Raw genomic sequence first — 22,425 nt, 5'->3', positions numbered from 1 at the left:
GCTACGGCGTCGGCCAGGTGTGCAGGTCGATGAGCCGGCCGCGAGCTCGGGCCGACTCGGCGGTGCCGGCCGCACCCGGCGTCCGGACCAGGATGCGGGTGCGGTCGGCCCGGAACAGGTCGTGGGAGAACTCGAACGGGACGCCGTCGGCGTCCTTCGCCGTCCGGGTGATCGACAACAGCGGCGCGCGCACGTCGACGTCGAGCACCGACGCTTCGTCCGCTCCCGCCGACACCGCCTCGATCCGCTCCAGCGCCTCGGCCGGCCGCACGCCGTAGTGCTCGTCGAGCAGCTCGTACACCGATCCGCCGAGCGGTAGCTCCAGTAACCCGGGGAATCGGCTCGCCGGTAACCGCGCGTGCTCCAGCGAGACCGGCGATCCGTCGGCCAGCCGGATCCGGACGATCTCGGTGACCAGCCCACCCGGCTCCAGCTCCAGCGCCGACGCGGTGGCGTCGTCCGCGCCCATGATCGACGCGCTGATCACCCGGGAGCCCGCGGTGAACCCCTGTGCCCGGAGCAGCGCGGGCACCCCCACGACGCTGGACAGGTCCCGCTCGATCTTCGCCCGGCTGACGAACGTCCCGCCGCCGCGGCCGGGCACCCGACGCACCACCCCGGACTGTTCCAGCACGCCCAGGGCTTGCCGCAGGGTGGAACGGCTCACTCCGAGGTCGCTGGCGAGTTCCCGTTCGGAACCGAGGCGCTGTCCGGGCTCGAGTGATCCGGATGCGATCAGCTCGAGCATCCGGCGGCGGGCCCCGTCGACCGCCGTTCCGTCGGTTACGTCGCTGGTCACCCTGCCATCACATCCCGTCGGTGCCGCCCGAGCCTCTGGTCGGCGACTCGTTCAGGATATCCGTCAGCGATGGCTCGGTCGGTCCGCACGGTTGCGCTGTGTCGCTCGAAACCGTTCAAGCGGTGACGATCGCGTCCAGCGACTCGGGCAACGTCTGCCCACCGTCGACGACGAGCGTCTGGCCGGTGATGTAGGCCGCCTCGTCCGTGGCCAGGAACAGGCACGCGTTGCCGATCTCCTCGACCGCCCCGAGCCGTCCCAGCGGGATCGAGGCCTCCATCGTCCGGAGGTAGTCCTGGCCGAGGTCGACCAGTCCCTCGGTGAGGACGTTGCCGGGAAGGACCGCGTTCACGGTGATCCGCGCCGGTGCGAGTTCCAGTGCGGCGGTCCGGAGGAAACCCAGCTGAGCGGCTTTGCTGGCGCCGTAGTGCGACCAGCCGGGGTAGCCGGTGATCGGCCCGGTGATCGACGACGTGAGGATCACCCGTCCGTGCCCGGACGCGGCCAGCGCGGGCGTGCAGGCCTGGACCGCGAAGATCGTGCCCTTGACGTTCGTCCCGAAGACCTCGTCGACGTCGGCCTCGGTGAGGTCGGCGAGCTTGCGGTCGGGGAAGATGCCGGCGTTGGCGCAGAGGACGTCGATGCCGCCGTGCCGCTCGACCGCGGCCGCGGCGACCCTCCGGCAGCCGTCCGCCGTGGCGATGTCGGCGGCGATCGCCGACACCGTTCCGCCGAGTTCGTCCGCGGCGGCCTTCGCGCCCTCGAGGTTGCGGCCGACGATCAGTACCGAAGCACCGGCGTTCGCGAACACCCGCGCGATTCCCTTGCCGATCCCTCGTGACCCGCCGGTCACGACCACGGATCTGCCTGCCAGCGAAGTGAACATCGTGATCTCCTTCGAAGCCGCCGAGGGCGTGCACGTTCGTCCCCGTCCCAGGGGCGAAAACTGTGCACGGCTGCGCGGCGGTGGGGTTCAGGTGTGGGTGGAGAGGTACTGCTCGGCCAGATCGCAGCTGCCGCGGCAGTAGTCGGCTCCGAGTTCGGCTGCGGTGTCCACATCGGCGTGCGAGCCGATCCACGCCACCAGCAGCAAGCGGCGGAACAGGACGAACGTCCAGAGCTCGGCCTCGTCCTCGGCGGACAGCGGAGCGACCGAGCGGTAGCCGCGCGCCCACGCGTCGATGACCTCCGGCACCTCGGGTAGGTGCTCGACGAAACTCAGCGCCGCGCCGAGGTCGTAGAGGTACCAACCGAACCCGCAGTCGTCGAAGTCGATGACGCTGACCACGCGCCCCGCGTCTCCGTCGGAGACCAGCAGGTTCGCCAGCCGGAGGTCGGCGTGGATGAGCCCGTACCGCTCCGGGCCGGTGCCGAACCGGCCCAGCCGGTCGCGCAGCGTCGACTCCAACCGCGCGAGCACGTGGGCTTCGGCGGGCCCGATGCCGGGTGCCGCCCGCCACGAACCCCAGCGGCCCGGGCCGTCGGGCGTGCCGAACGCGGCGTCGGCGTCCCAGTGGAAGCGGACGAACCCGGACGGGCGTCGCCAGGTGCGGGCGTGCTGGTGCATCCGTGCGGTGAGCGCGCCGAGCGGTTCGAAGTCGGTGACCAGGTCGTCTTCGGCGGGCTCCAGGCCGGGCAAGAACTCGAACAGCACGCAGTCGCGGGGTGTGCCGCCGGCTGGATCAGCGACCGTGACGACCCGCGAGCCGTCGGTGGCGGGTAGAACCCGCGGCGTGCGGATGCCGGCCTCGGTGCGGAGCGCGTCGAGCCACGCCAGCTCGGACGGGATCGCGCCGGGCGGGTGGTAGCCGAGACGGTGCACCCGCAGCACGGTGGCCGCGTCGTTCGCCGGGTCGCGGACGAGGTAGGTCTCGTTCTCCGAGACGTTGAGCAGCTCGACGGTGGTGCCCGGGGAGCACCCGTACCGAGCGACTGCCGCCTCCGCGATCACCGGACGTCGTCCCGGGAGAGCCGCACGGCGGTGCGGGTGTGCTCCAGGATGTCCGCGGCGAGCTCCGGCGTCACCAGCAGGCCCGGTTTGTACTGCAGCACCCGCGGGTCCAACGTGGAGAAGATTGCCCAGACGCCGCCCTGGTAGAGGCGCCGCATCACGTGCTTTGCGCCTTCGGAGTGCGCGAATTCCAGGCCGATGACCAGTCCGTCCTGGCGGATCCCGACCAGCCAGTCCGGGAACTCCGCCCGGATCGACGCCAGCCCGTCGGCGAACAGCTCGGTGAGCGCCGCGACGTTCTCCCGGGTCGAGCGGCGGAGCGTCAGGTCCAGGGCGGTGAGCGCCGCGACGCATCCCAGCTCGGCGCCGCCGAAGGTGGAGATGTGCCCGAAGCCGTCCTCGTCGAGCCAGGCCGCTGCCCGGTCGCTGGCCAGCACCGCGGTGACCGGGTAGATCCCGCCGGACAGCCCCTTGCCGGTGATCAGCAGGTCCGGCTCGACGTGGTGCTTGGTGATGCCCCAGAGCTCACCGGTGCGCCCCAGCCCGGTCTGCACCTCGTCGGCGATGTAGAGCGTGCCGTGCTCCTCGCAGAGCCGCTTGACCGCGGCGAGGTAACCGGGTGCCGGCATCGGGAAGCCGTACGTGGCCGGGATCGTCTCCATGATCACCGCGGCGACGTCGTCACCGCGCAGGGCGTCCGCCATCGCGCCGAGGTCGTTGAACTCGACGTGGGGGAAGTCGGCCGGCTGGTCGGCGAGGAACATCCGGGAGAACCGGTCGTCGCCGGTGCCCACCGCGAGCCCGGTGTGGCCGTGGTAGGCCTTGACGATCGACACGATCTTGCGCCGCTTGGTGGCGTGCCGTGCGGACTTGATCGCGATGTCGACGGCCTCGCCGCCGCCGCTGCCGTAGACGACCTTGGCGAGCCCGGGTGGCGCGGTGCGGATCAGGGCCTCCGCCAGCGCGGTCCGGGCCAGCGACGGGAAGTGGTGGTTGCCGACGTCGAACCGGTCGAGCGCGCGGGTCACCGCGGCCACCACGTCGGGATTGCGGTGCCCGAGGTTGTACGTCCCGCCGTTGAGGTGGACGTCGATCAACGTGTGCCCGGCGACGTCGTGCAGGTGGTAGCCCTCGCGCCGGTCGATCACCAGCGGAACGCCCTCGTCGATCCAGAACCGGGTCTTGCCCGGGTTCCAGTACGCCTCCGAGGCGCTGAGCATCGCGTCCTTGGAGGCCCAGGGGAAGCCGCCGGTGGACAGTGCGGCCGCCAGTTCGGCGACACGGTCGGTGGTCTGGTCGGGTTGAACGGTCATCTACTGACCTTCCGCGCCGGGGTCCGGGGGCATCCGCGGCACTGCGGTACGTCGAGCTAACGCCCAACGGTAGGCCCAACAACTAGACCTGGTCCGACCGTTTCGTCAAATGGTTGCTCGGAAACGAGACCGTAACCGGCCGGATATTGATCGGCGGGTCTGCGTGGTGCCACTATCCCCCCGTGCTGTGACGGCGGCTTGCCGGTTCGGTACCAAATCCCCGCAGTTTTTTGCGAACCAATTCCGGACGCGGCGTCGCGCCCCTGACGAACATCCCGTTACTTCGCGCTGTCAGGAAGGGCGTGGGCCTGTGAGTACCACCAAGGACGACGGTGCGGTGAACACCACCGTCGCGGCCGAGACCGAGGGGTTGGCGCCGCACGAGGTGCACCGCCTCAAGCCCGGCACGATCGGGCTCTGGGCCGTGCTCTTCATCGCGCTGGCCAACGCCGCGCCGATCACCGCGATGACCGGCAACGTGCCGATCGCGATCGGTTTCGGCAACGGCATCGGAGCCCCGGCCGGCTTCTTCTTCGCCACCGTGATCCTGACGATCTTCGCGATCGGCTACGTCACGATGGCCAAGCACATCACCACCACCGGTGCGTTCTACGGCTTCATCTCCCACGGCCTCGGCAAGGTCTGGGGAATGGGCGCCGGTCTGATGGCGACGCTCGCGTACGTCGTGTTCGAGGCGTCGCTGATCGGCATCCTGGCGTCGTTCACCAAGAGCACGATCGAGAACTTCGGCGGCCCGGAGATCAGCTGGCTGGTCTACGCGCTGATCGGGATCGCGATCATCGCCGCGCTCGGGTACTTCGAGATCTCGCTCTCCGGCAAGGTGCTCGGCGTCTTCCTCGTCGCCGAGGTGATCATCCTGGCCGCGCTGGCGATCGCGATCCTGGTGCGCGGCGGCGGACCGACCGGTCTGGAGACCGGCGCACTCAACCCGGCCAACGCGTTCTCCGCGGTCGCGAGCGACCCGCAGGCGGCGATCACCGGCAGCGCCGCGATCGGTCTGTTCTTCGCGTTCTGGTCGTGGGTCGGCTTCGAGACCACCGCGGTCTACGGCGAGGAGTCCAAGGACCCGAAGAAGATCGTGCCGCGGGCCACGATGATCGCGGTGATCGGGCTCGGCCTGTTCTACGTCTTCGTCTCCTGGATGGCGATCGCCGGCAACGGGCTCGACAACGCGATCGCGATCTCCCGGGGTAGTACCGGCAACCCGTTCGACCTCTTCTACGGCATCACCGACCGGTACCTGGCCGGCTGGGTGAAGGACGTCTACCTGGTCCTGGTCGTCACCGGATCGTTCGCCTGCGCGCTGGCGTTCCACAACGCCGCGTCCCGTTACCTGTACGCGCTCGGCCGCGACGGCGTCTCCAGCCGGCTGCAACGGACGCTCGGCTCCACCCACGGCAAGCACGGGTCGCCGCACATCGCGTCGATCGTCCAGAGCGGAATCGTGCTGGTGATCACGCTCGGCTTCTTCTTCCTGCAGAAGCCGACCGACGCCGCGCCGGACGTCGCCTACATCCACCAGTACGGCCTGATGGCTCTGATGGGCACGATGGCGCTGTTGATCGTTCAGTCGATCTGCTCGGTCGCGGTGATCTGGTACTTCCACGTCCGCAAGAAGCACCCGGAGACCGCGAGCTGGTGGCGGACGTTCCTGGCGCCGCTGATCGGGGCGATCGGCATGCTCTACGTCGTCTACCTGCTGTTCAGCAACATCGACTTCGCGGCGGGTGCGGCCGCGGGCAGCCCGGTGTTCAAGGCGACGCCCTACATCGTGCTGGGCGTCGGTGTTCTCGGCGTGCTCGGCGCCCTGGTGCTGAAGTACCGCAGCCCGGAGCGGTTCGAGCGGATCGGCTCCACCGTGATGTCCGAGTCGCACGAGCGCTGAGTTCTTGTTGTGAAGACCTACGTGGGCTATGACCCACGTAGGGGACCCACGTAGGTCTTCACGGACGGAGGGGGAACGGTGCTGACGTTCGACTTCCAACCCGACCCGGACACCGATCCGGCGCGCCTGGTCTACACCTTCGGCGGTGCGGCCCCGGTCGCGTCGATCCGCCCCGGCACCGTGCTCACGACCTGGACGCGGGACTGCTTCGCGGGCGTCGTCCGGTCGGTCGACGACCGTCCCTCGGAGCTGTGCGACCCGCGCTACCTCAACCCCCAGACCGGTCCGTTCTACATCGAGGGCGCCGAGCCCGGTGACACGCTCGCCGTGCACTTCATCTCGATCGAGCCCCGGGAGACCTGGGGCGTCAGCACCACCGTGCCGTTCTTCGGTGCGCTGACCGCGACGCCGGTGACGCCCCTGCTGCACGCGGCCCTACCCGAGCGCACCTGGGTCTACGACCTCGACACCGTCGCGCGCACCGTGCGCTACCGGGCGCTGGACTCGAACTTCACCGTCGACCTGCCGCTCGACCCGATGCACGGCACGGTCGGGGTGGCGCCCGCACTCGGCGAGGTGCGCAACTCGCTGGCACCGGGCGACTGGGGCGGCAACATGGACACCCCGGAGATGCGCGCCGGCGTCACCTGTTACCTGCCGGTCAACGTCGAGGGGGCGCTGTTCAGCTTCGGCGACGGTCACGCCAGGCAGGGGGAGGGGGAGACCTGCGGGGTGGCGGTCGAGACCGCGATGGACACCGCGCTCGTCGTCGACGTCGTCAAAGGACACCCGTGCCGCTGGCCGCGGATCGAGAGCGACGACTACCTGATCACGACCGGCTCCACCAAGCCGCTGGAGGACGCGTTCCGGATCGCCCACAGCGAGTTGGTCGGCTGGGTCGCGACCGAATCGGGCCTGAGCGCGCTCGACGCCTACCAACTCGTCTCGCAGGCCACGCTGACGCCGGTCGCGAACGTCGTCGACGTGGTCTACACGATGACGGCGAAGCTCCCCAAGTACGCGCTGCCCGGCGTCACCGCGATGGGCGGCGTGCACGCCCGGCTCCGGGCGATCGGCGCCGCCTGGCGCGCAGAACAGTCATGAGCGAGGCGCCGGATCTGGACACCGCCCTGCTCCTCTGCGCTGCGTCGCTGGCGTGCGCGAGGGACGTCGGTGCGCTGGTCTCGGTCGCGGTCGTGGACGGCGGCGGCAACCTGGTCGCGTTCGTCCGGATGGACGGCGCCGAGATCGCCGGCCCCACGCTCGCCGTCGACAAGGCCTACACCGCGGTCGCCCACCGGGTCGCGACCGACGTGCTCGGCGTCCTCGCCGGACCGGGCGGACCCCTGCAGGGCCTCGCGTCGGCGGCGGGTGGCCGCTACGTCTGCTTCGGCGGCGGCAAGCCGCTCTGGTCGGGCGGTCGCGTGGTCGGTGGTGTCGGCGTCAGCGGGGGAACCGTCGAGCAGGACGTGGCGTGTGCGAAGGCCGCCGCTGACAAGTGGCCCTACTCGGCTCCTACGGATTCCGCACCATGAACACATTGGCCGTTCGGGGGACTTTGTGTGACCGCCACAGAGGAGAAGAGTTACCGAATCGGTCGGCATCTACCTATACTTTCCGGCGCCAATTCCCCCTAGTCCCCCTAGCTCGGCAGAATCGCGTTCGTACCAACCGCTTCGGCTGCGGGGCCCGAGTAACGGGACGGACGTGGACCATGCTGATGAATCGCGAGCGCTTGGACGCCGCGTTACCGGCATACGAAGTCGGCGAGCGGATCGGCCGAGGCGGCTACGGCGTCGTGTACGCCGCCCGGCACCGCCGTATCGGCTGGCAGGCCGCCGTCAAAGTCCTGGCGGACGGGGACACCGACGCCCTGCTGCGGGATCGATTCCTCGCCGAGGCGACGGCGCTCGCCGAGCTCGACCACCCGCACATCGTGCGGATTCATGACTATGTGGAACATGACGGCCTGTGCCTGCTGATCATGGAGCACGTCGGCGGCCCGATGCTGCACCAACGTCCCGGAATGACCGCCGTCGAGGCGTGCGGGGCGGGGCTCGCGGTGTCCGATGCGCTCGGCGCGGTGCACCAGCGGGGCATCCTGCACCGCGACGTTCGCCCGGAAAATCTGATTTACACCAGCGACGGCACGCTGAAGGTGGTGGGTTTCGGTACGGCTTCCGACGGTGCGTCGTTGATCAGCGCGGCGTCCGGGACGCCGGCCTACACGGCGCCGGAGCGGATCCAGGGGTTCCGGCTCGGTCCCGCCACCGACGTGTACTCGCTCGGCGTCCTGCTGTACGAGCTGTTCAGCGGACGGCTGCCGTTCAGCCGTGACCTGCCGCTCTCCGCGTTGCTGCACCACCACGTCAACGTCCCCGCTCCGTGGCTCTCCGACGTGCCCCGGCAGCTGGCTGCGGTGATCGACCGGTCGCTGAGCAAGGACGCCGGTGAGCGACAGCGGTCGGCCTTCGAATTCGCGGTGGAGTTGGGGTACGCCGCGGCCGGGGCGCTCGGGCCGGACTGGCTCGACCAGGTCGTCGTCCCGGTGCAGGTGAGCGGTCGGGTGCGGGAGGCCGCACACGGCCGGGCCGCGGGTTCCGCCGCGGCCGACACCCCCCAGCGGACCGCTCGGGCGAGCGTTTCGCTCCCGTCGCTCGCGGGTGCCCCGGCGAACGCGGCCACAGCGAACGGGGCCACAGCGAACGGGGCCACAGCGAACGGGGCCGCGCCCGCCCTGACCCGTGCCCCGACGACCGGAGCCCCGCAGACGGGCGCTCCGACCGGTGACGCGCCGGTGAGTGGTGCCCCGGTGAGCAGCGTCCCGGTCAGTAGCGCTCCGGTGAGCGGCATCCCGCGGGGCGGTGCTCCGGCCGGACCCGTCGGTGCCCCCCCGCCGCCGGATCCCGCGGGCGCGCCGACCGGGCCGGGACTCGTCCGCCGAGGTCCGGAGACGTTCGCCGACCCCAGCCGCCACGCCCTGCTGCCCGCGGACGACCTGCCACCGGAGGACGACGACGACCGACCACCGCGCCGTCGGTGGTACCGGCGTCCGTGGGTGATCGGGGTGGCCACGCTGGCGGTGATCGGCGCGGCGGTCCTCGTCGTGCTCGCGCCGTGGAGTTCCGACCAGGGCGACGGCACCCCCGCCATTCGCACGTCCACGCCGCGCGGCCTGCTCGTCAGCCCGTCCGGCGACCTGTACCTGAGCGACGTCTCCAACCGGCAGGTGCGGAAGATCAGCCGGTCCGGACAGGTGACGGTCGTCGCCGGCGTCGGCCCCGCGGTCAAGCCCGGCTCCGGCGGTGACGGAGGCCCGGCCAAGGACGCCCAGCTGTCCTACCCGCAGTCGTTGGCGCTCGGACCGAACGGCAGCCTCTACATCGCCGACACCGCCGAGCGCCGGATCCGCCAGGTGACGTCGGACGGCAAGATCCGAACCGTGGTCGGTGCCGAGCCGACCGCCGACGAAGCCGACGACCTCACGAATCCGCAGGCGGCAGCGCTGCCCAACTTCTTCGTCATCGCCACCAGCCGCACCGGGCAGCTCTACATCGCCGAGTCCGGCAGCGGCGCACCGCGCGTGCGTCAACTCCGCACCAACGGACTCACCATCGTCGCCCAGAACCCGCCCGAGGACACCGGCGAGGACGCTCCGGAGGCCGCCGCCGGACTCGAACAGATCCGGTCGATCGCCGTCGGCAGAGACGGGCGCGTCTACGTCGCCGACCGCGGGCACCGCCTGGTCTGGGGCTTCCAGGTCGGCGGTGAGATGACGCAGGTGGCGGGCGGTGGCACGCTGGCGGACTGCCCGTCGAAGATCGTGTACAACGGGCCGGACACGCTCGCGGCCGGCGACGACGGCGCGCTCTACGTCGGCTCGTACGGCCTCTGCGAGCTGCGTAACGGCGGCTCCGCGCGGGAGCTGGTCAGCGGCCGGTACATCGACGCGGTAGCGGCCGGGTCGGACGGTCTCGTCTACTTCATCTCACGGAACACGATCTATCAGCGGACGTCGTCCGGTGAACTGACCGAAGTACGCGGATAAGAGGAGAGTGCATGGTCGATCGGCGGGTGGGGCGAATCCGCGACCTGGACGCCCAGCGCGTGAACCTCGATGGGTTCGCGGTCGAGAACGTCGAACTCGGCCTGGTGGCGCTGCGCTCGCCGTACGACCCGGAACCGAGCCTGCGGCTGGTCGACGGCCGCGTCGTCGAGCTGGACGGAGTGGCTGAGGCAGACTTCGACACGATCGACGCGTTCATCGCCGCGCACGGGCTGGACCTGGCCGTCGCCGAGGAGGCGATGGCGTTGCCGGACGTCGAGATCGCCCGGCGGATGGTCGACTTCGCCGTGCCTCGGAGTGCGGTGGTGCGCTTGGTGGACGGTTGCACACCGGCGAAGCTCGCCCGCGTGCTGGCACTACTGCGCCCGGCCGAGCTGACGATGGCCATGACCAAGCTGCGGGCCCGCCGGACGCCCAGCAACCAGGGGCACGTCACCAACCGCGCCGACGATCCGCTGCTGCTCGCCGCCGACGCCGCGACCGCTGCCGCCTACGGATTCCGCGAGCTGGAGACGACGGTGCCGGTGCTGGCCGACGCGCCGTCCAACGCGGTCGCGGTGAGCGTCGGCGCCGCGGTCGGCGCGGCCGGAGTGCTCGTGCAGTGCTCGGTCGAGGAGGCGTTGGAGCTCGAGCTCGGCCTGCGCGGCTTCGTCTCCTACGCCGAGACCGTGTCGCTCTACGGCACCGAGGGCGTGTTCACCGACGGCGACGACACGCCCTGGTCGAAGGCGTTTCTGACCTCGGCGTACGCATCCAGGGGCATCAAGATGCGGGTGTCGTCCGGGGCGGGTGCCGAGGTGCTGATGGGCGGCGCCGAGCGTCGCTCGATGCTCTATCTGGAGTCCCGCTGCGTCGCGCTGGCCCGAGCGATCGGCGCGCAGGGCGTCCAGAACGGTGGCATCGACGGGGCTTCGGTGGCGGCGTCGGTGCCCGCGGGCGTCCGCGAACTGATGGCCGAGAACGTTCTGGTGATGGCCCGCAACCTGGAGGCCTGCACCGGCAACGACGCCCTGATGAGCGAGTCGGACGTCCGCCGTACGTCCCGCACGTTGCCGATCCTGCTGGCCGGCTCGGACTTCGTCTGCAGCGGCTTCGGCACGATCCAGCGCTACGACAACATGTTCGGCCCGAGCAACTGGAACGCCGAGGATCTCGACGACTGGCTTGTGCTCCAGCGCGACTGGGGCGTCGACGGCGGTCTGACGACCGCACCGCCGGAGTCGCTGGAGGCGCTGCGGCGCCGGGCCGCCGAGGCGGTGCAGGCGGTGTACCGGTGGTTCGGCCTCGCCGACCTGTCCGACGAGGCGGTGGACGCCGCCGTGGACGCCGTCGGCTCCAAGGACCTGGAGGGTTCCGGGAGCGCCGACGCGCTGACGATCCTCAATGCGGCCCGCACCATCCGGGAGTCCGGCCTGTCGATGGTCGACGTCGTCACCGCGCTGGCCGAGTCCGGCTTCGAGGAGGAGGCCGAACGGGTGCTGGCGATGCTCAAGGCCCGCGTGGTCGGCGACTACCTGCAGACCGCGGCGATCTTCACGCCGGACATGGACGTGCTCTCGCTGGTGACCGATCCGAACGACTACGCGGGCCCGGGCACCGGCTACGAGCCGTCGCCGTCCCGGCAGACCGAGATCGACTCGATCCGGCAGGCCCGCTCGGTCGAGGACCTCCGCGCCGAGCAGGCGTCCTGGGCCTCGGACGCCCTCTCGGTGGTGGCCCCGGCGATGGCTGGTTCGGATCCTCGCGAGGTCGTGGTCGGGGTGTCCCCGGCGACGGGTCGGGAGATCTGGCGGACGCTCTCCGGCTTGCCGGTCGTCGACGTGCTCCGGGAGATCCTGGCTGGAATCGAGGAGGAGGGCTGCCTCGGGCGCGTCGTCCGGATCAACGACACCCTCGACCTGGGCATGATCGGGCTGTCGGCCGCCCGGCTCGCCGGCTCCGGTGTCTCGGTCGGCCTGCAGGCCAAGGGCACCGCGCTGATCCACCGTCGCGACCTGCCGCCGCTGGCCAACCTGGAGCTCTACTCGGTCGCGCCGGTGCTGGAGCGGGGCCACTACCGGTTGCTCGGAGTGAACGCGGCCCGGCACGCCCGCGGCGCCACGCCGGAGCCGGCGAAGAACCCCTACACCGACGAGGCGATCGAGGCGCGGTACCACACCGCGGTCGTGTCGCTGATCGCCGTCGAGCGCGGGTGCTGCGCGCCGGTCGGCCCGGACGAGCTGAAGGTGGCGGATGAATTCGTTGCGACCGACTGCTGAGGCCGCTTTCCCGGCGAAGGCATTCTCCGGACTGCCGTTGGATTCGGTGACGCTCGATGCGGTGCGAGCCGGCGAGGTGACCACCGACGACCTGCGGATTCACCCCGAGACCCTGGAACACCAGGCGCACGTCGCGGAGGAGCACGCCAATCCGCAGCTGGCTGCGAACTTCCGCCGGGCCGCCGAACTCACCGCGCTCGACGACGCCGACGTGATGCGGATCTACGAGGCGCTGCGGCCCCGGCGCAGTACGTTCGAGGAGCTGCAGGAGACTGCGGACTGGCTCTCGGCCCGCGGCGCCGTGATCAACGCCGGGCTGGTGCGCGAGGCCGCGTCGGTCTACCAGCGGCGCGGTCTGTGCCGCTGAGACTCGTCGCCGGCGTCGACATCGGGAACGCCACCACCGAGGTCGTGCTCGCCGACGCCCTCACGCGGACGCCGGTCGCCTGGGATCGGACGATGACCCGCGGGCCGAAGGGATCGCCGTCCTCGATCCAGGGCGCCGCCGCGCTGGTACGCCGACTGGCCCGGCGGGCGTCCGCGGAGGTGACGCTCGCCGCGGTGGCGCCGCTGCGCCCGGTCCGTACCTCGACCGCCACCGTGCCGGAACCGCCGCCCGACACCGGGCGCTTCGCCGTGCCGGTCGCCGGCGTGGCGTCGCCGGGCGGATCGGGGGTCGGCGTCGGACGGCCGGTGCCACTCGGCGAGGTGCCGGCGGCGGGGGAGCCCGTGGTCGCTCTGGTGGCCGCCGGCTACCGGGAGGCTGCCCCCCGGTTGCGGACGCTGCTCGCCGCGGGCGCCCCGATCGTCGCGGTGCTGCTCGCCGCCGACGAGGCCCGGTTGGTGGCGAACCGGCTGGACGCCCCGGTGCCGGTCGTCGACGGCGTGGACCTCGCCGCGGTGGCGGGTGCGGCGCTGGTCGCGGTCGAGGTCGTTCCGCCCGGACGACCGCTGCGGCGGCTGACCGACCCGCTGTTCCTGGCCGGCTCGTTCGGTGCCGCGCCGGCCGAGACCGGCCTGCTGCGCCGGGTGGCCCGGCGGCTGGCCGACGTGTCCAGCGCCGTGGTGACGGTCGGCGGTCCGGTGTCGGCCAGGTCGTCTGATCCGCTCCCGAGCTGGGTCCGGACGCCGAGCGGCGCGGTCTCCCTCGTCGAGGCCGCCCGTCTCTCGGCTGACGCCCGGCCAGGCGCGTTTCCGCAGTACGCCGTCGACGGCGGCGAGCCGATCGAGGTGGCCGACCTCGCGCTCGTGGACGTCGGCGCGCTCACCTCGTCGCTGCTGTTCCGAGCCGGGGCGGGCACCGGCGGATACGCGCTGGCGGGCTTGCTGCCGTCCGCCGGTCCGGTACCCGCCGACGAGTTGCTCGCCGAGGCGCTGGACACGCCGGTCGTCCGCGCGCCGAGTGAGGCCGCGGCAGCGCTGTCCGGCGCCTCGACGACACCGGGTGCCCCACCGGACGTCGTCGTCGTGGATCTCGGCGGCGGGACGGTCGACGTCGTCGGACCGGACGGGGAGCAGGTGCTCGCCGGCGGTGGGGACCTGCTGACCGCCGCGGTCGCACTCGGCCTGGACGTGACGCGCGGAGTCGCGGAGTGGGCGAAGCGCGGCCCGGCCGTGCGGGTGGAGACGCCGCAGCTGGCCGTGCAGGAGGACGGGGACAAGGTGTTCCTGCCGGCACCGCAGTCGGCCGGGGCCGTCGGGTGGCTGGCCGCGCCGGGGCCGGCGGGGATGCTGCCGATCACCGTCCGGATCGGACCGGCGGAGTGGCGGGCGTTCCGGTTGGCGCTCAAACAGGCGGTGCTCGGGACTGCCGTCCGGCGGGGTCTCGCCGCGGCCGGCGATCCGGGCGGCACCGTGCTGGTCGTCGGCGGCCCGGCGGGCGACGACGAGGTGCTACGAGTGGTCGACGCCGTGCTGCCGGACGGCGTCGGTCTCGGCCGCGGCAACGTCGCGGGTGCGCTCGGCCACCGCTACGCCGTCGCGTGGGGGTTGGCGCTACGAGCCGCCGACGACCTCTAGGTGCCCCGGCTCAGGCGCCTGCGAGGCGCTCGACGACCGGGGCGAGGTCGTCGATCGCGCTCGCGTTGAGCGTCACGTAGGACGCGCCGACCGCGTCCCGCCGCCGGGCCAGCCGATCGGCCATCTCGGTGGGCGAGCCGACCAGCACGGCGATCGATCCGGCCGCCGCCAGTTCGGCCGGTGTGCCACCGAGCCACTCGCTGAGGCCGGGCACCGGACGCTCACCCACGGCCATCAGGTTCGTCGCGAGCTCGACCCGGTCGAACCGATCGCCCGCGGCATCCCGTACGAGCGCGACGGCCTGGGCCAGCGCGGCGTCGTCACTCGAAGGAGGCAGCGCGAACGTCACGGTGTCGGCGACCTGCCCGGCCAGCGTGAGAATGCGGGATCCGGCGCCGGCGATCAGGATCCGGGGTCCGTCGCCCTGCTCGCGAACCGCCCGGACCGCAGCGGCAACACGGTCGACCCGCTCGGCCGGGGGCGGCAACTCGGTGCCGAGGAGCGCTGCGAGTCGCTCGCTGCCCGGACGTCCGGTGCCGAGACCGAGTTCGAACCGGCCGCCGGTCAAGCGATCGAGCGTGGCGGCGTCCCGGGCGATCGACGCCGGCGTCCGGACCGGCGCAACCAGGACGAACGTGCCCACCCGCAAGGTCGTGGTCGCACCGGCGGCCATCCCGGCCGCCGGCAGCGGCGAACCGTGATCGGGGGTGTCGGGAACGAGCAACGTGTCGTACCCGAGCGCCTCGGCGCGGCGGGCGAGCGCGACCCAGTCGGTACCGCTCTGATTCGGACCGGCGATCAGTCCGAAGCGGAACCGCCGATCGGTGGCGAGTGCGGTCATGCCATTCCTCCCACGGTTGGTGACACCTGTAACGACCGGCACCCCACGTGCGTCCCGGCCGGCCGGCGGATTTTCTACGGTCGTGGCCACGCCTGCGGAGCGGAGTGACCGTGGGGGCAACGGCGGGACGCCGTTGTCGCTGTTTCCGGGTGGTCGCCAGATGGTTGTTGCGCTTCCCGTGCCATGGCACGGAAAGCGCAACAACCACTGCGCGCGCCGCCCGGAGAGGGCGACAACCACCGCATCCAGCGCCCGGTTAGGGCGACAACCACCGCATCCAGCGCCCGGTTAGGGCGACAACCACCGCATCCAGCGCCCGGTTAGGGCGACAACCACCGCATCCAGCGCCCGGTTAGGGCGACAACCACTCCACCGAGCGTCCGGAGTGGGCGACAACCACCGCATCCAGCGCCCGGTTAGGGCGACAACCACCCCACCCACCGCCCGGAAAGCGCGACAACCAACCCTGCGCCGTTGTCGGGTCGATATGCGGCGCGCGTTGTGGCCGACGTACCGGACAAGGAGGATTACTCCGACCGTCGCACCAGGAGGCCATTCCTCAACCGAACGGACACTCCGGATGATCGTCGATCGGGCGCGTATCGAGGAGGCGTTACCCGGCTACGCGCTGGGTGCCGAACTCGGGCGTGGCGCGTTCGGCCTGGTCCTCGCGGCGCGCCACCGTCGGCTCGGCCGCGAGGTCGCGGTCAAGGTGCTCTCCCGGACCGCTGAGCGCGACGTGGTTGGAGGTGATCGTTTCCTGGCGGAGGCGCAGCTCCTCGCCGAGCTCGACCACCCGCACATCGTCCGGCTCCACGACTACGTGGAGCACGACGGCCTGTGCCTGCTCGTGATGGAGCGCCTGAGCGGCGGCAGCCTCGGCGCCCGCGGACTCCGCCGGGTGACGCCGGAGTACGCGTGCGCGCTCGGGCTCGCGGTCGCCGACGCACTGGAGGCCGCCCACCGGCGCCGGGTGCTGCACCGGGACGTGAAGCCGGACAACCTGCTGTTCGGCGGGGACGGGATCGTCAAGGTCACCGACTTCGGCATCGCGAAGCTGCTGGATCGGACCGCGACGACGTCGAGCGGATTCGTCGGGTCGCCGGTCTACATGGCTCCGGAGCAGGCATCGCTGGGCCACCTCGGGCCCGGCACCGACCTGTACTCGCTCAGCGTCGTGCTCTACGGGCTGCTCACCGGCCGGCCACTGTTCTCGGTCGACCTGCCGCCGGCGGCGATGCTGCTGCAGCACCTGAGCCAGCCGCCACCGCCGATGCCGGACGTCGCCACCCGGGTGGCCGCCGTCGTCCTGCGCGGGCTGGCCAAGGACCTCGACGACCGGCAGCCGACCGCGCGCGCCTACGCGCTTGACCTCGCGACCGCGGCGGCGGCCACGTTCGGCGCGGACTGGCTCTCCCGCGCCGGGCTGCCGGTGCGGATCGACGACGAGCTGCGGGACGTGGCGCGGTCGACCGGGCCGGGGCGCGGCGGCGTGGTGCGGCCGTTCGAGACCACGGTCGGTCGCCACCTACCCGACTGGCCCTGGGGCCTACCGCCGGCCCGGATCGACGAGGTACTTCGCGACGGGCCGACCAGTGACGTCACCGCGCCACCGGCCCACGCCGACCCGTCTTCGTCCGAGCCGGCCGACGCCGCGTTGTCGGGGGCGGTGACCGCCCGCCTCCGGTACCCGCGGCTGCCTGCGGCCCGGAACCGCCCGGCGCTGCCGCCGGCCCGCTCGGCGGAGATCCGCGCCGGACCGGACCTCATGACGACGGGTGAGCCGCGGTCGGGCGTCCGAGTCGTCCCGGCGACACCGCGGTGGCTCCTCGGGCGCCCCACCGGATGCCTCCGCCCCGGCCGTCCCGGCGCGCCCGGCCGGGCACTGGCGATCGGTGCGGCGGTACTCGGCGCAGCGCTGGTCGCGGTCGTGGTCGGGCTCGGCGTCAGCCGGTTCGCCGCCCGCCCGGTCGTCGTCCCCGGACCGGGCGGTGTGGCCACGGTCGGCGCCACCGTGTACGTCTCCGACCCGGCGCGCAGCCAGGTCCGCCGGTTCGACGCTCGTTCGGTGCACCGTTCCGGCGGCGTCGTCGTGGCGGGCACCGGACGGGAGGGGTTCTCCGGCGACGGCGGGCCGGCCGTGCGGGCGACGCTGAGCAACCCCGGGCCGCTGGCCGTGGACGGCGCAGGCAACCTCTACATCGCCGACCTGGGCAACCGGCGCGTCCGCAAGGTCACCCCGACCGGCCGGATCAGTACGGTCGCGGGGGGCGGCACCCGGCCGGTGAACGGCCGGACACTGGGAACCCGCGTGCGGCTGTCCGAGCCGTTCTCGATCGCGGTCAGCTGGCACGGCGTGCTCTGGATCACCGAGCAGCAGCGCAACCAGATCAGCCGGGTCCGGAACGACGGGATGATCGAAACGTTCGCGGGCACCGGTCAGCGAGGATTCGGCGGTGACGGCCTCTACGCGAGCAGGGCACTGCTCAACGCCCCGACGGCCGTGGCCGTGGACACGGCGGGCCTCCGGCTGTACGTGGCCGACCAGGGAAACCGGCGGATCCGCGTGATCCGGGTTGGCTCCGGCTTCATCCGGACGTTCGCCGGCGACGGAAGCCCTGGGCCGCTGCGGAACAACGTGCAGGCCACCGACGTCGGTCTGGAGAGCGTCTTCACGCTGGCGACGGCGCGGGACGGCAACGTGTACCTGGGCGGCAGCGACGTCCGACGAATCGACCCGGACGGGTTCGTCCGACCGGTCGCGGAGCTCCGCACGGTGTCGATGGCCGTCACCGACCGCGGCGAGGTGTACCTCGTCACCGACGAACGGACCGCTTCCGGGGATCGGGTGCACCGTTTCTACCGGCGCACGCCGGCCGGGCGTATGTCGTCGCTGCCCTGGTGAGCAAACCGCTTGGTGAGACCGGTACGGAACTGGGAAAATCCGGCCAGTGAACACCTCAATCGTGCCCTCGGTCGTCGCGGTCAGCAGGGATACGGAGCACCGGTTCAGCAAGCGGTCGGTCGCCGAGATCGTGCTGCTGGCCGGGTTGGGCGTGGAGGGCGACGCGCACGCGGGCGTCACCGTGCAGCACCGGTCCCGGGTCGCCGCCGATCCGACCCAGCCGAACCTCCGGCAAGTCCACCTGATCCACAGCGAGTTGCTGGACGAGCTCGCACCGCATGGCTACCTGGTCGAACCCGGCGGCCTGGGGGAGAACGTGCTGACCAGGGGGATCGACCTGCTGGCGCTCCCGGCCGGAACGGTGCTGCGCCTCGGCTCGGACGCCGTCGTCGAGATCACCGGTCTGCGCAACCCGTGCCGACAGATCAACGGCTACCGGTCGGGCTTGATGAAGGCCGTGCTCGCCAAGGACGAGCACGGCGCCCTCGTGCGGAAAGCGGGCGTCATGGGGGTCGTGCGCAGCGGCGGTGCGGTTCGGCCCGGCGATCCGATCGAGGTGACCCTCCCGGCGCCCCCGCACCGGCTGCTCGCGCCGGTCTGACCGGCGGGGACGCCGAAACTGTCGGAGGTGGCCGGTAGACAGGGGTCCTCGATCGTGTCGACCGGTGAGGAGACGTTCTCGTGACGACCGAGTCGCCCAGCCCGATCATCCTGACGCCCCGAGGCCCGTTCTCCCTGGCTGCGAGCATCCGGTTCCTGGAGGGTTTCGGCCCAGCGCGCTATCGGGCCGCCGGGGACGGCGTACTCCGGCTGGCGTTCCCGGTCGAGACCCCGGACGCCCGCTGGCCGGTCGTGGGAGTGGCGATCCGTCAGCAACCCGACGGCACGGTGGTGGCCGAACCCGACGCCCCGCTCGCCGACGACCTGCGCGAGCGGGCGGTCGCTCAACTCGCCCGCATCCTCTCGCTCGACGTCGACGGCAGCGGTTTTCCGGCGCTCGCCGCCGACCCGGTCGTCGCCGGCCTGCAGATGCGGTTCCCGGGGCTGCGGCCGGTGTGCTTCACCTCGCCGTACGAGGCCGCCTGCTGGGCGGTGCTCAGCCATCGGGTGCGAAGGAGCCAGGCGGCGGTGGTCAAGGCCCGCCTCACCGCGGTCCACGGCGCGCGACGCACGGTCGCGGGCGTCCAGCTCTCCGCGTTCCCCGACCCGGCGACGCTGCTCGCGCTCCCGGGATTCGACGGCATCCCCGACGGCAAGCTCCGGTGGCTGCACGGGCTGGCGCACGCCGCCGCCGACGGTCGCCTCACCGGCGAGCGGCTGCGCGGGCTCGACCCGGCGGAGGCGTTGGTCGCGCTGCGGCGGCTCCCCGGCGTCGGCCCGTTCTCGGCCGAGCTGACGCTCATCCGGGGCGCCGGTGCACCGGACGTCTTCCCGCTGGCCGAGCGGCGGCTGCACGGGGCGATGGTCGAGCTCTACGCGTTACCGGGCCGTGAACCTGCCCGGCTGACCGAGGTCGCCCACCGCTGGGCGCCCTACCGCAGCTGGGTCTCGGTGCTGATCCGGTCCCTGCACGAGGCCGGTCTCGCGGCGTCCGGCGACGCGGACGCCGACCGTCCGACCGAGCTGCCCGCTGGCCGGCTCGGTGCACCGGGCGCGTCCGGATGGGCTCCCCGAATCCCCGCATACCGCTGACGGTCCGGACGTAGTGTGAAGAGGTGGACCAGCGACCAGTTCGGGTAGCTGTTGTCGGATCAGGCCCCTCGGGCATCTACGCGGCCGAGGCGCTGACCCGCCAGTGCGACGTGCCGGTCGAGGTCGACGTCCTCGATCGGCTGCCGACGCCGTTCGGGCTGGTCCGGTACGGCGTAGCGCCCGATCATCTGAGCATCCGCGGCATCCGGGAGACGCTCTGGCGCCTGCTCCGCGATCCCGCCGTCCGCTTCCTCGGCAACGTCGAGCTCGGCACCGACCTCACGGTCGACGAGCTGCGCCGGCACGTCGACGCCGTGGTCTACACGTTCGGCGCCGCCCGCGACCGGCGACTCGGCATCCCCGGTGAAGACCTGCCCGGCAGCCTCGCGGCGACCGACGTCGTGGCCTGGTACTGCGGTCATCCCGACGTCGATCGGGAGCCGGTGGAGGAGGCGCTACGGGCCGTCCGCTCGGCCGTCGTGGTCGGGGTGGGCAACGTCGCGCTCGACGTCGGGCGGGTGCTGGCGCGTTGCGGAGCGCTTCACCACACCGACATGCCGCAGCACGTCCTGAGCGCTCTCGCCGGCTGCCCGGTGCGCGACATCCACCTGCTGGGACGGCGTGCCCCGGCCCACGCCGCGTTCACGACGAAGGAGCTACGGGAACTCGGCAAGCTCGACGGCGTCGCGGTGCACGTGGACCCCGACGACCTGGCGCCGCACCCGGCGACGGACGCGCTGCTCGCCGCCGACCGGGCCGCGGCCCGCAACGTCGAGGTGCTGCGCGGCTGGGCGGCGAACCCGGACGGCGTGGGCCGCCCCACCGGAGTCCACCTGCGGTTCTTCACCCGGCCGGTGGAGATCCTCGGCACCGACCGGGTCGAGGGTGTGCTGACCGAACGCACCGCGCTCACCCCGGACGGCACGCTGGTGGGCACCGGTGAGCAGGCGGTCATCGAGGCGCAGCTCGTGGTGCGATCGGTCGGGTACCGGGGCGTTCCGCTGCCGGGCCTGCCGTTCGACGCGTCCGCCGGTGTCGTGCCGCACGACCGGGGACGGGTGGTGCGGGACGACGCGCCGGCACCGGGGGAGTACGTCGCCGGCTGGATCAAGCGCGGACCGACGGGGGTGATCGGCACCAACAAGTCCGACGCCCACGAGACCGTCGACACCCTGCTGGCGGACGCCGCAGCGGGCACGCTGCCGCGTACCGCGCGTCCCGATCGGGAGGCGCTCACCGCCCTCCTCGCCGACCGTGGCGTCCGGGTGTTCAGTTTGGACGATTGGCGGACGATCGACGCCGCGGAGATCGCGCTCGGGGAGAGTCTCGGGCGGGCGCGGACGACGGTGGCCACTCGCGCCGACCTGCTCGACGCCGTCCGCGCTGCCGATCCCCACTCACGCCAGCGCATCGGCTGACGCCGTCGGAACGGCGGCCTCACGAGCCGCCGCGGCTCGGGCGGCGCGCGCGGCGAGCGGCACGATCGGCGCCGCACAGGCGACGAAGAAGCCGGCGAGCGCCACCCAGCCCAGCGCGCCGACACCTCCGACGAGCGCCGCCACCGCCGCCGGGGCGAACTCCTGCACCGCGCCGGTCAGCGTCGCGTTGAGGCCCTGGTACTCGCCCCGGCACTCCTCGCGCATCAGCGCCACGGACACGCCCCACTGACCGGAGACGAACAGCAGCTCTCCCGCCACGTGCAGCAGCCCACCGCCGAGCACGATCACGGACGCCCACCCGGCTCCGACCCACCCCGCCGGTACGAAGACCAGGCAGCTGGCCGCGAGCACGACGCCGCTCAGCGTCGCAGCGCGGGCACCACGCCGGACCGTCACGACCCGGGTGCTCACCGCGGTCTGCAGAGCGGCGATCAGCACCGAACTCACGATCACGGTCGCCGCCGCGACCGCGGCCGGCGCGTCCGTCGAGGACACCACCCACAGGGGAATCCCGACCGACTGCACGGCCCAGCACGCCGTGAACGCGGTGATCGGGAGCATCACCGCCAGGTAGCGGCGATCTCGGATCGCGGTACCCCGCAGCCCGGCCCACCGGCTGAGCCGGCGACGCGTCGGCGTCTCCGGTACGCCCGCCAGCAGCGTCGCATTGACCACGAACGTGACCGCGTTGGCGACGATAGCCGCGGCGTACGCCCATCGTTGGTCGACCGCGAGCACGGCAGCGCCCAGCCCGGCGCCGATCGTGTTGCCGGCATGCACCGCCGCCCGCGAGCGCGCCAGCATCCGGACCCGCTGCTCGCCGGTGAACAACCCGGTGATCAGCGCGCTGCCCACCCCGGACCCGACCACTTGGGCCCCGTTGAACACCGCGGCGACCAGTGTCAGCGCGAGCAGCCCGTCGACCGCGAGGAACGCGAGACAGGCCACGGCGCGGATCAGGTTGATCGCGACCGACACCCGCCGCGCGCCCAGCCGGTCGGCGACCGCACCGCCGGGCAGTGACAGCGCGATGCCCACGAGGCCGGCCACGGCCAGGGAAGCGCCGAGCTGGCCGGCGGACAGGCCGACCACCCGGGTGAGGTACAGGGCCCAGATGGTGAACCAGAGTCCACCGCCCACCCCGTTGATGGCGGTACCGGTGAGGAGCCGAGCGGCCACGGCGCGGTCACGTTTCATGCAAGCCTGAATTGTCAATGTCGGATAGCGTCAAACCTC

17 protein-coding genes are annotated in these 22,425 nt (G+C 72.2%); 11 read left to right on the top strand and 6 right to left on the bottom strand.

The window, feature by feature from the left end:
* Position 1: 1 nt before the first annotated feature.
* From ABEB28_RS11200 to ABEB28_RS11185, 4 genes are all read right to left on the bottom strand, one after another.
* Positions 2–799 (bottom strand): GntR family transcriptional regulator, encoded by a 798-nt coding sequence (locus ABEB28_RS11200; protein WP_345727960.1) that lies wholly within the window; start codon positions 797–799, stop codon positions 2–4.
* A 115-nt stretch (positions 800–914) separates the two neighbouring features.
* A complete protein-coding gene (gene fabG / locus ABEB28_RS11195) occupies positions 915–1,685 on the bottom strand; it encodes a 3-oxoacyl-ACP reductase FabG (RefSeq protein WP_345727959.1) in 771 nt (256 codons plus the stop codon).
* Between the two features lie 87 nt (positions 1,686–1,772).
* Positions 1,773–2,750 (bottom strand): phosphotransferase enzyme family protein, encoded by a 978-nt coding sequence (locus ABEB28_RS11190; protein ID WP_345727958.1) that lies wholly within the window; start codon positions 2,748–2,750, stop codon positions 1,773–1,775.
* Complete coding sequence (locus tag ABEB28_RS11185; protein ID WP_345728034.1) at positions 2,747–3,970, bottom strand: class-III pyridoxal-phosphate-dependent aminotransferase; 1,224 nt, start codon at positions 3,968–3,970, stop codon at positions 2,747–2,749. The genes ABEB28_RS11190 and ABEB28_RS11185 overlap by 4 nt, the downstream gene beginning before the upstream one ends.
* 403 nt (positions 3,971–4,373) lie before the next feature.
* On the opposite strand from ABEB28_RS11185, the gene ABEB28_RS11180 reads away from it, so the two are divergent.
* From ABEB28_RS11180 to ABEB28_RS11150, 7 genes are all read left to right on the top strand, one after another.
* Complete coding sequence (locus tag ABEB28_RS11180; RefSeq protein ID WP_345727957.1) at positions 4,374–5,969, top strand: APC family permease; 1,596 nt, start codon at positions 4,374–4,376, stop codon at positions 5,967–5,969.
* An 81-nt stretch (positions 5,970–6,050) separates the two neighbouring features.
* Positions 6,051–7,073, top strand: coding sequence for an acetamidase/formamidase family protein (locus ABEB28_RS11175; protein WP_345728033.1), 1,023 nt, complete (start codon positions 6,051–6,053; stop codon positions 7,071–7,073).
* Positions 7,070–7,504, top strand: coding sequence for a GlcG/HbpS family heme-binding protein (locus tag ABEB28_RS11170; RefSeq protein ID WP_345727956.1), 435 nt, complete (start codon positions 7,070–7,072; stop codon positions 7,502–7,504). Before ABEB28_RS11175 ends, ABEB28_RS11170 begins: the two co-directional genes overlap by 4 nt.
* 179 nt (positions 7,505–7,683) lie before the next feature.
* Positions 7,684–10,017 (top strand): serine/threonine-protein kinase, encoded by a 2,334-nt coding sequence (locus ABEB28_RS11165; protein WP_345727955.1) that lies wholly within the window; start codon positions 7,684–7,686, stop codon positions 10,015–10,017.
* A gap of 11 nt (positions 10,018–10,028) precedes the next feature.
* Complete coding sequence (locus ABEB28_RS11160) at positions 10,029–12,293, top strand: propanediol/glycerol family dehydratase large subunit (protein WP_345727954.1); 2,265 nt, start codon at positions 10,029–10,031, stop codon at positions 12,291–12,293.
* On the top strand, positions 12,268–12,660 hold the full coding sequence (locus ABEB28_RS11155) for a diol dehydratase small subunit (RefSeq protein ID WP_345727953.1): 393 nt from the start codon (positions 12,268–12,270) through the stop codon (positions 12,658–12,660). The genes ABEB28_RS11160 and ABEB28_RS11155 overlap by 26 nt, the downstream gene beginning before the upstream one ends.
* Complete coding sequence (locus ABEB28_RS11150) at positions 12,651–14,312, top strand: diol dehydratase reactivase ATPase-like domain-containing protein (protein WP_345727952.1); 1,662 nt, start codon at positions 12,651–12,653, stop codon at positions 14,310–14,312. The genes ABEB28_RS11155 and ABEB28_RS11150 overlap by 10 nt, the downstream gene beginning before the upstream one ends.
* 10 nt (positions 14,313–14,322) lie before the next feature.
* Here ABEB28_RS11150 and ABEB28_RS11145 read toward each other — a convergent pair whose 3' ends face one another.
* Positions 14,323–15,153 (bottom strand): LLM class flavin-dependent oxidoreductase, encoded by an 831-nt coding sequence (locus tag ABEB28_RS11145; RefSeq protein WP_345727951.1) that lies wholly within the window; start codon positions 15,151–15,153, stop codon positions 14,323–14,325.
* Between the two features lie 580 nt (positions 15,154–15,733).
* Between ABEB28_RS11145 and ABEB28_RS11140 the strand changes: the two genes are divergently transcribed.
* From ABEB28_RS11140 to ABEB28_RS11125, 4 genes are all read left to right on the top strand, one after another.
* On the top strand, positions 15,734–18,058 hold the full coding sequence (locus tag ABEB28_RS11140; protein ID WP_345727950.1) for a serine/threonine-protein kinase: 2,325 nt from the start codon (positions 15,734–15,736) through the stop codon (positions 18,056–18,058).
* Positions 18,059–18,104: 46 nt separating this feature from the next.
* Entirely contained in the window at positions 18,105–18,659 is a 555-nt protein-coding gene (locus ABEB28_RS11135; protein ID WP_345727949.1) for an MOSC domain-containing protein, read from the top strand.
* 80 nt (positions 18,660–18,739) lie between these two features.
* Positions 18,740–19,750, top strand: coding sequence for a DNA-3-methyladenine glycosylase family protein (locus tag ABEB28_RS11130; protein ID WP_345727948.1), 1,011 nt, complete (start codon positions 18,740–18,742; stop codon positions 19,748–19,750).
* Between the two features lie 23 nt (positions 19,751–19,773).
* Positions 19,774–21,168, top strand: a complete 1,395-nt coding sequence (locus tag ABEB28_RS11125) for an FAD-dependent oxidoreductase (protein WP_345727947.1) — start codon at positions 19,774–19,776, stop codon at positions 21,166–21,168.
* On the opposite strand, the gene ABEB28_RS11120 is transcribed toward ABEB28_RS11125, so the two are convergent.
* On the bottom strand, positions 21,148–22,386 hold the full coding sequence (locus ABEB28_RS11120; RefSeq protein WP_345727946.1) for an MFS transporter: 1,239 nt from the start codon (positions 22,384–22,386) through the stop codon (positions 21,148–21,150). The two genes, ABEB28_RS11125 and ABEB28_RS11120, sit on opposite strands and share 21 nt — an antisense overlap.
* Positions 22,387–22,425 lie beyond the last annotated feature (39 nt).

The sequence above is a fragment of the Cryptosporangium minutisporangium genome (assembly GCF_039536245.1).
Classification (GTDB): Bacteria; Actinomycetota; Actinomycetes; order Mycobacteriales; family Cryptosporangiaceae; genus Cryptosporangium; species Cryptosporangium minutisporangium.
Note: the sequence above shows the minus strand (reverse complement) of the source record. Positions and strands in the feature narration are given on the sequence as shown.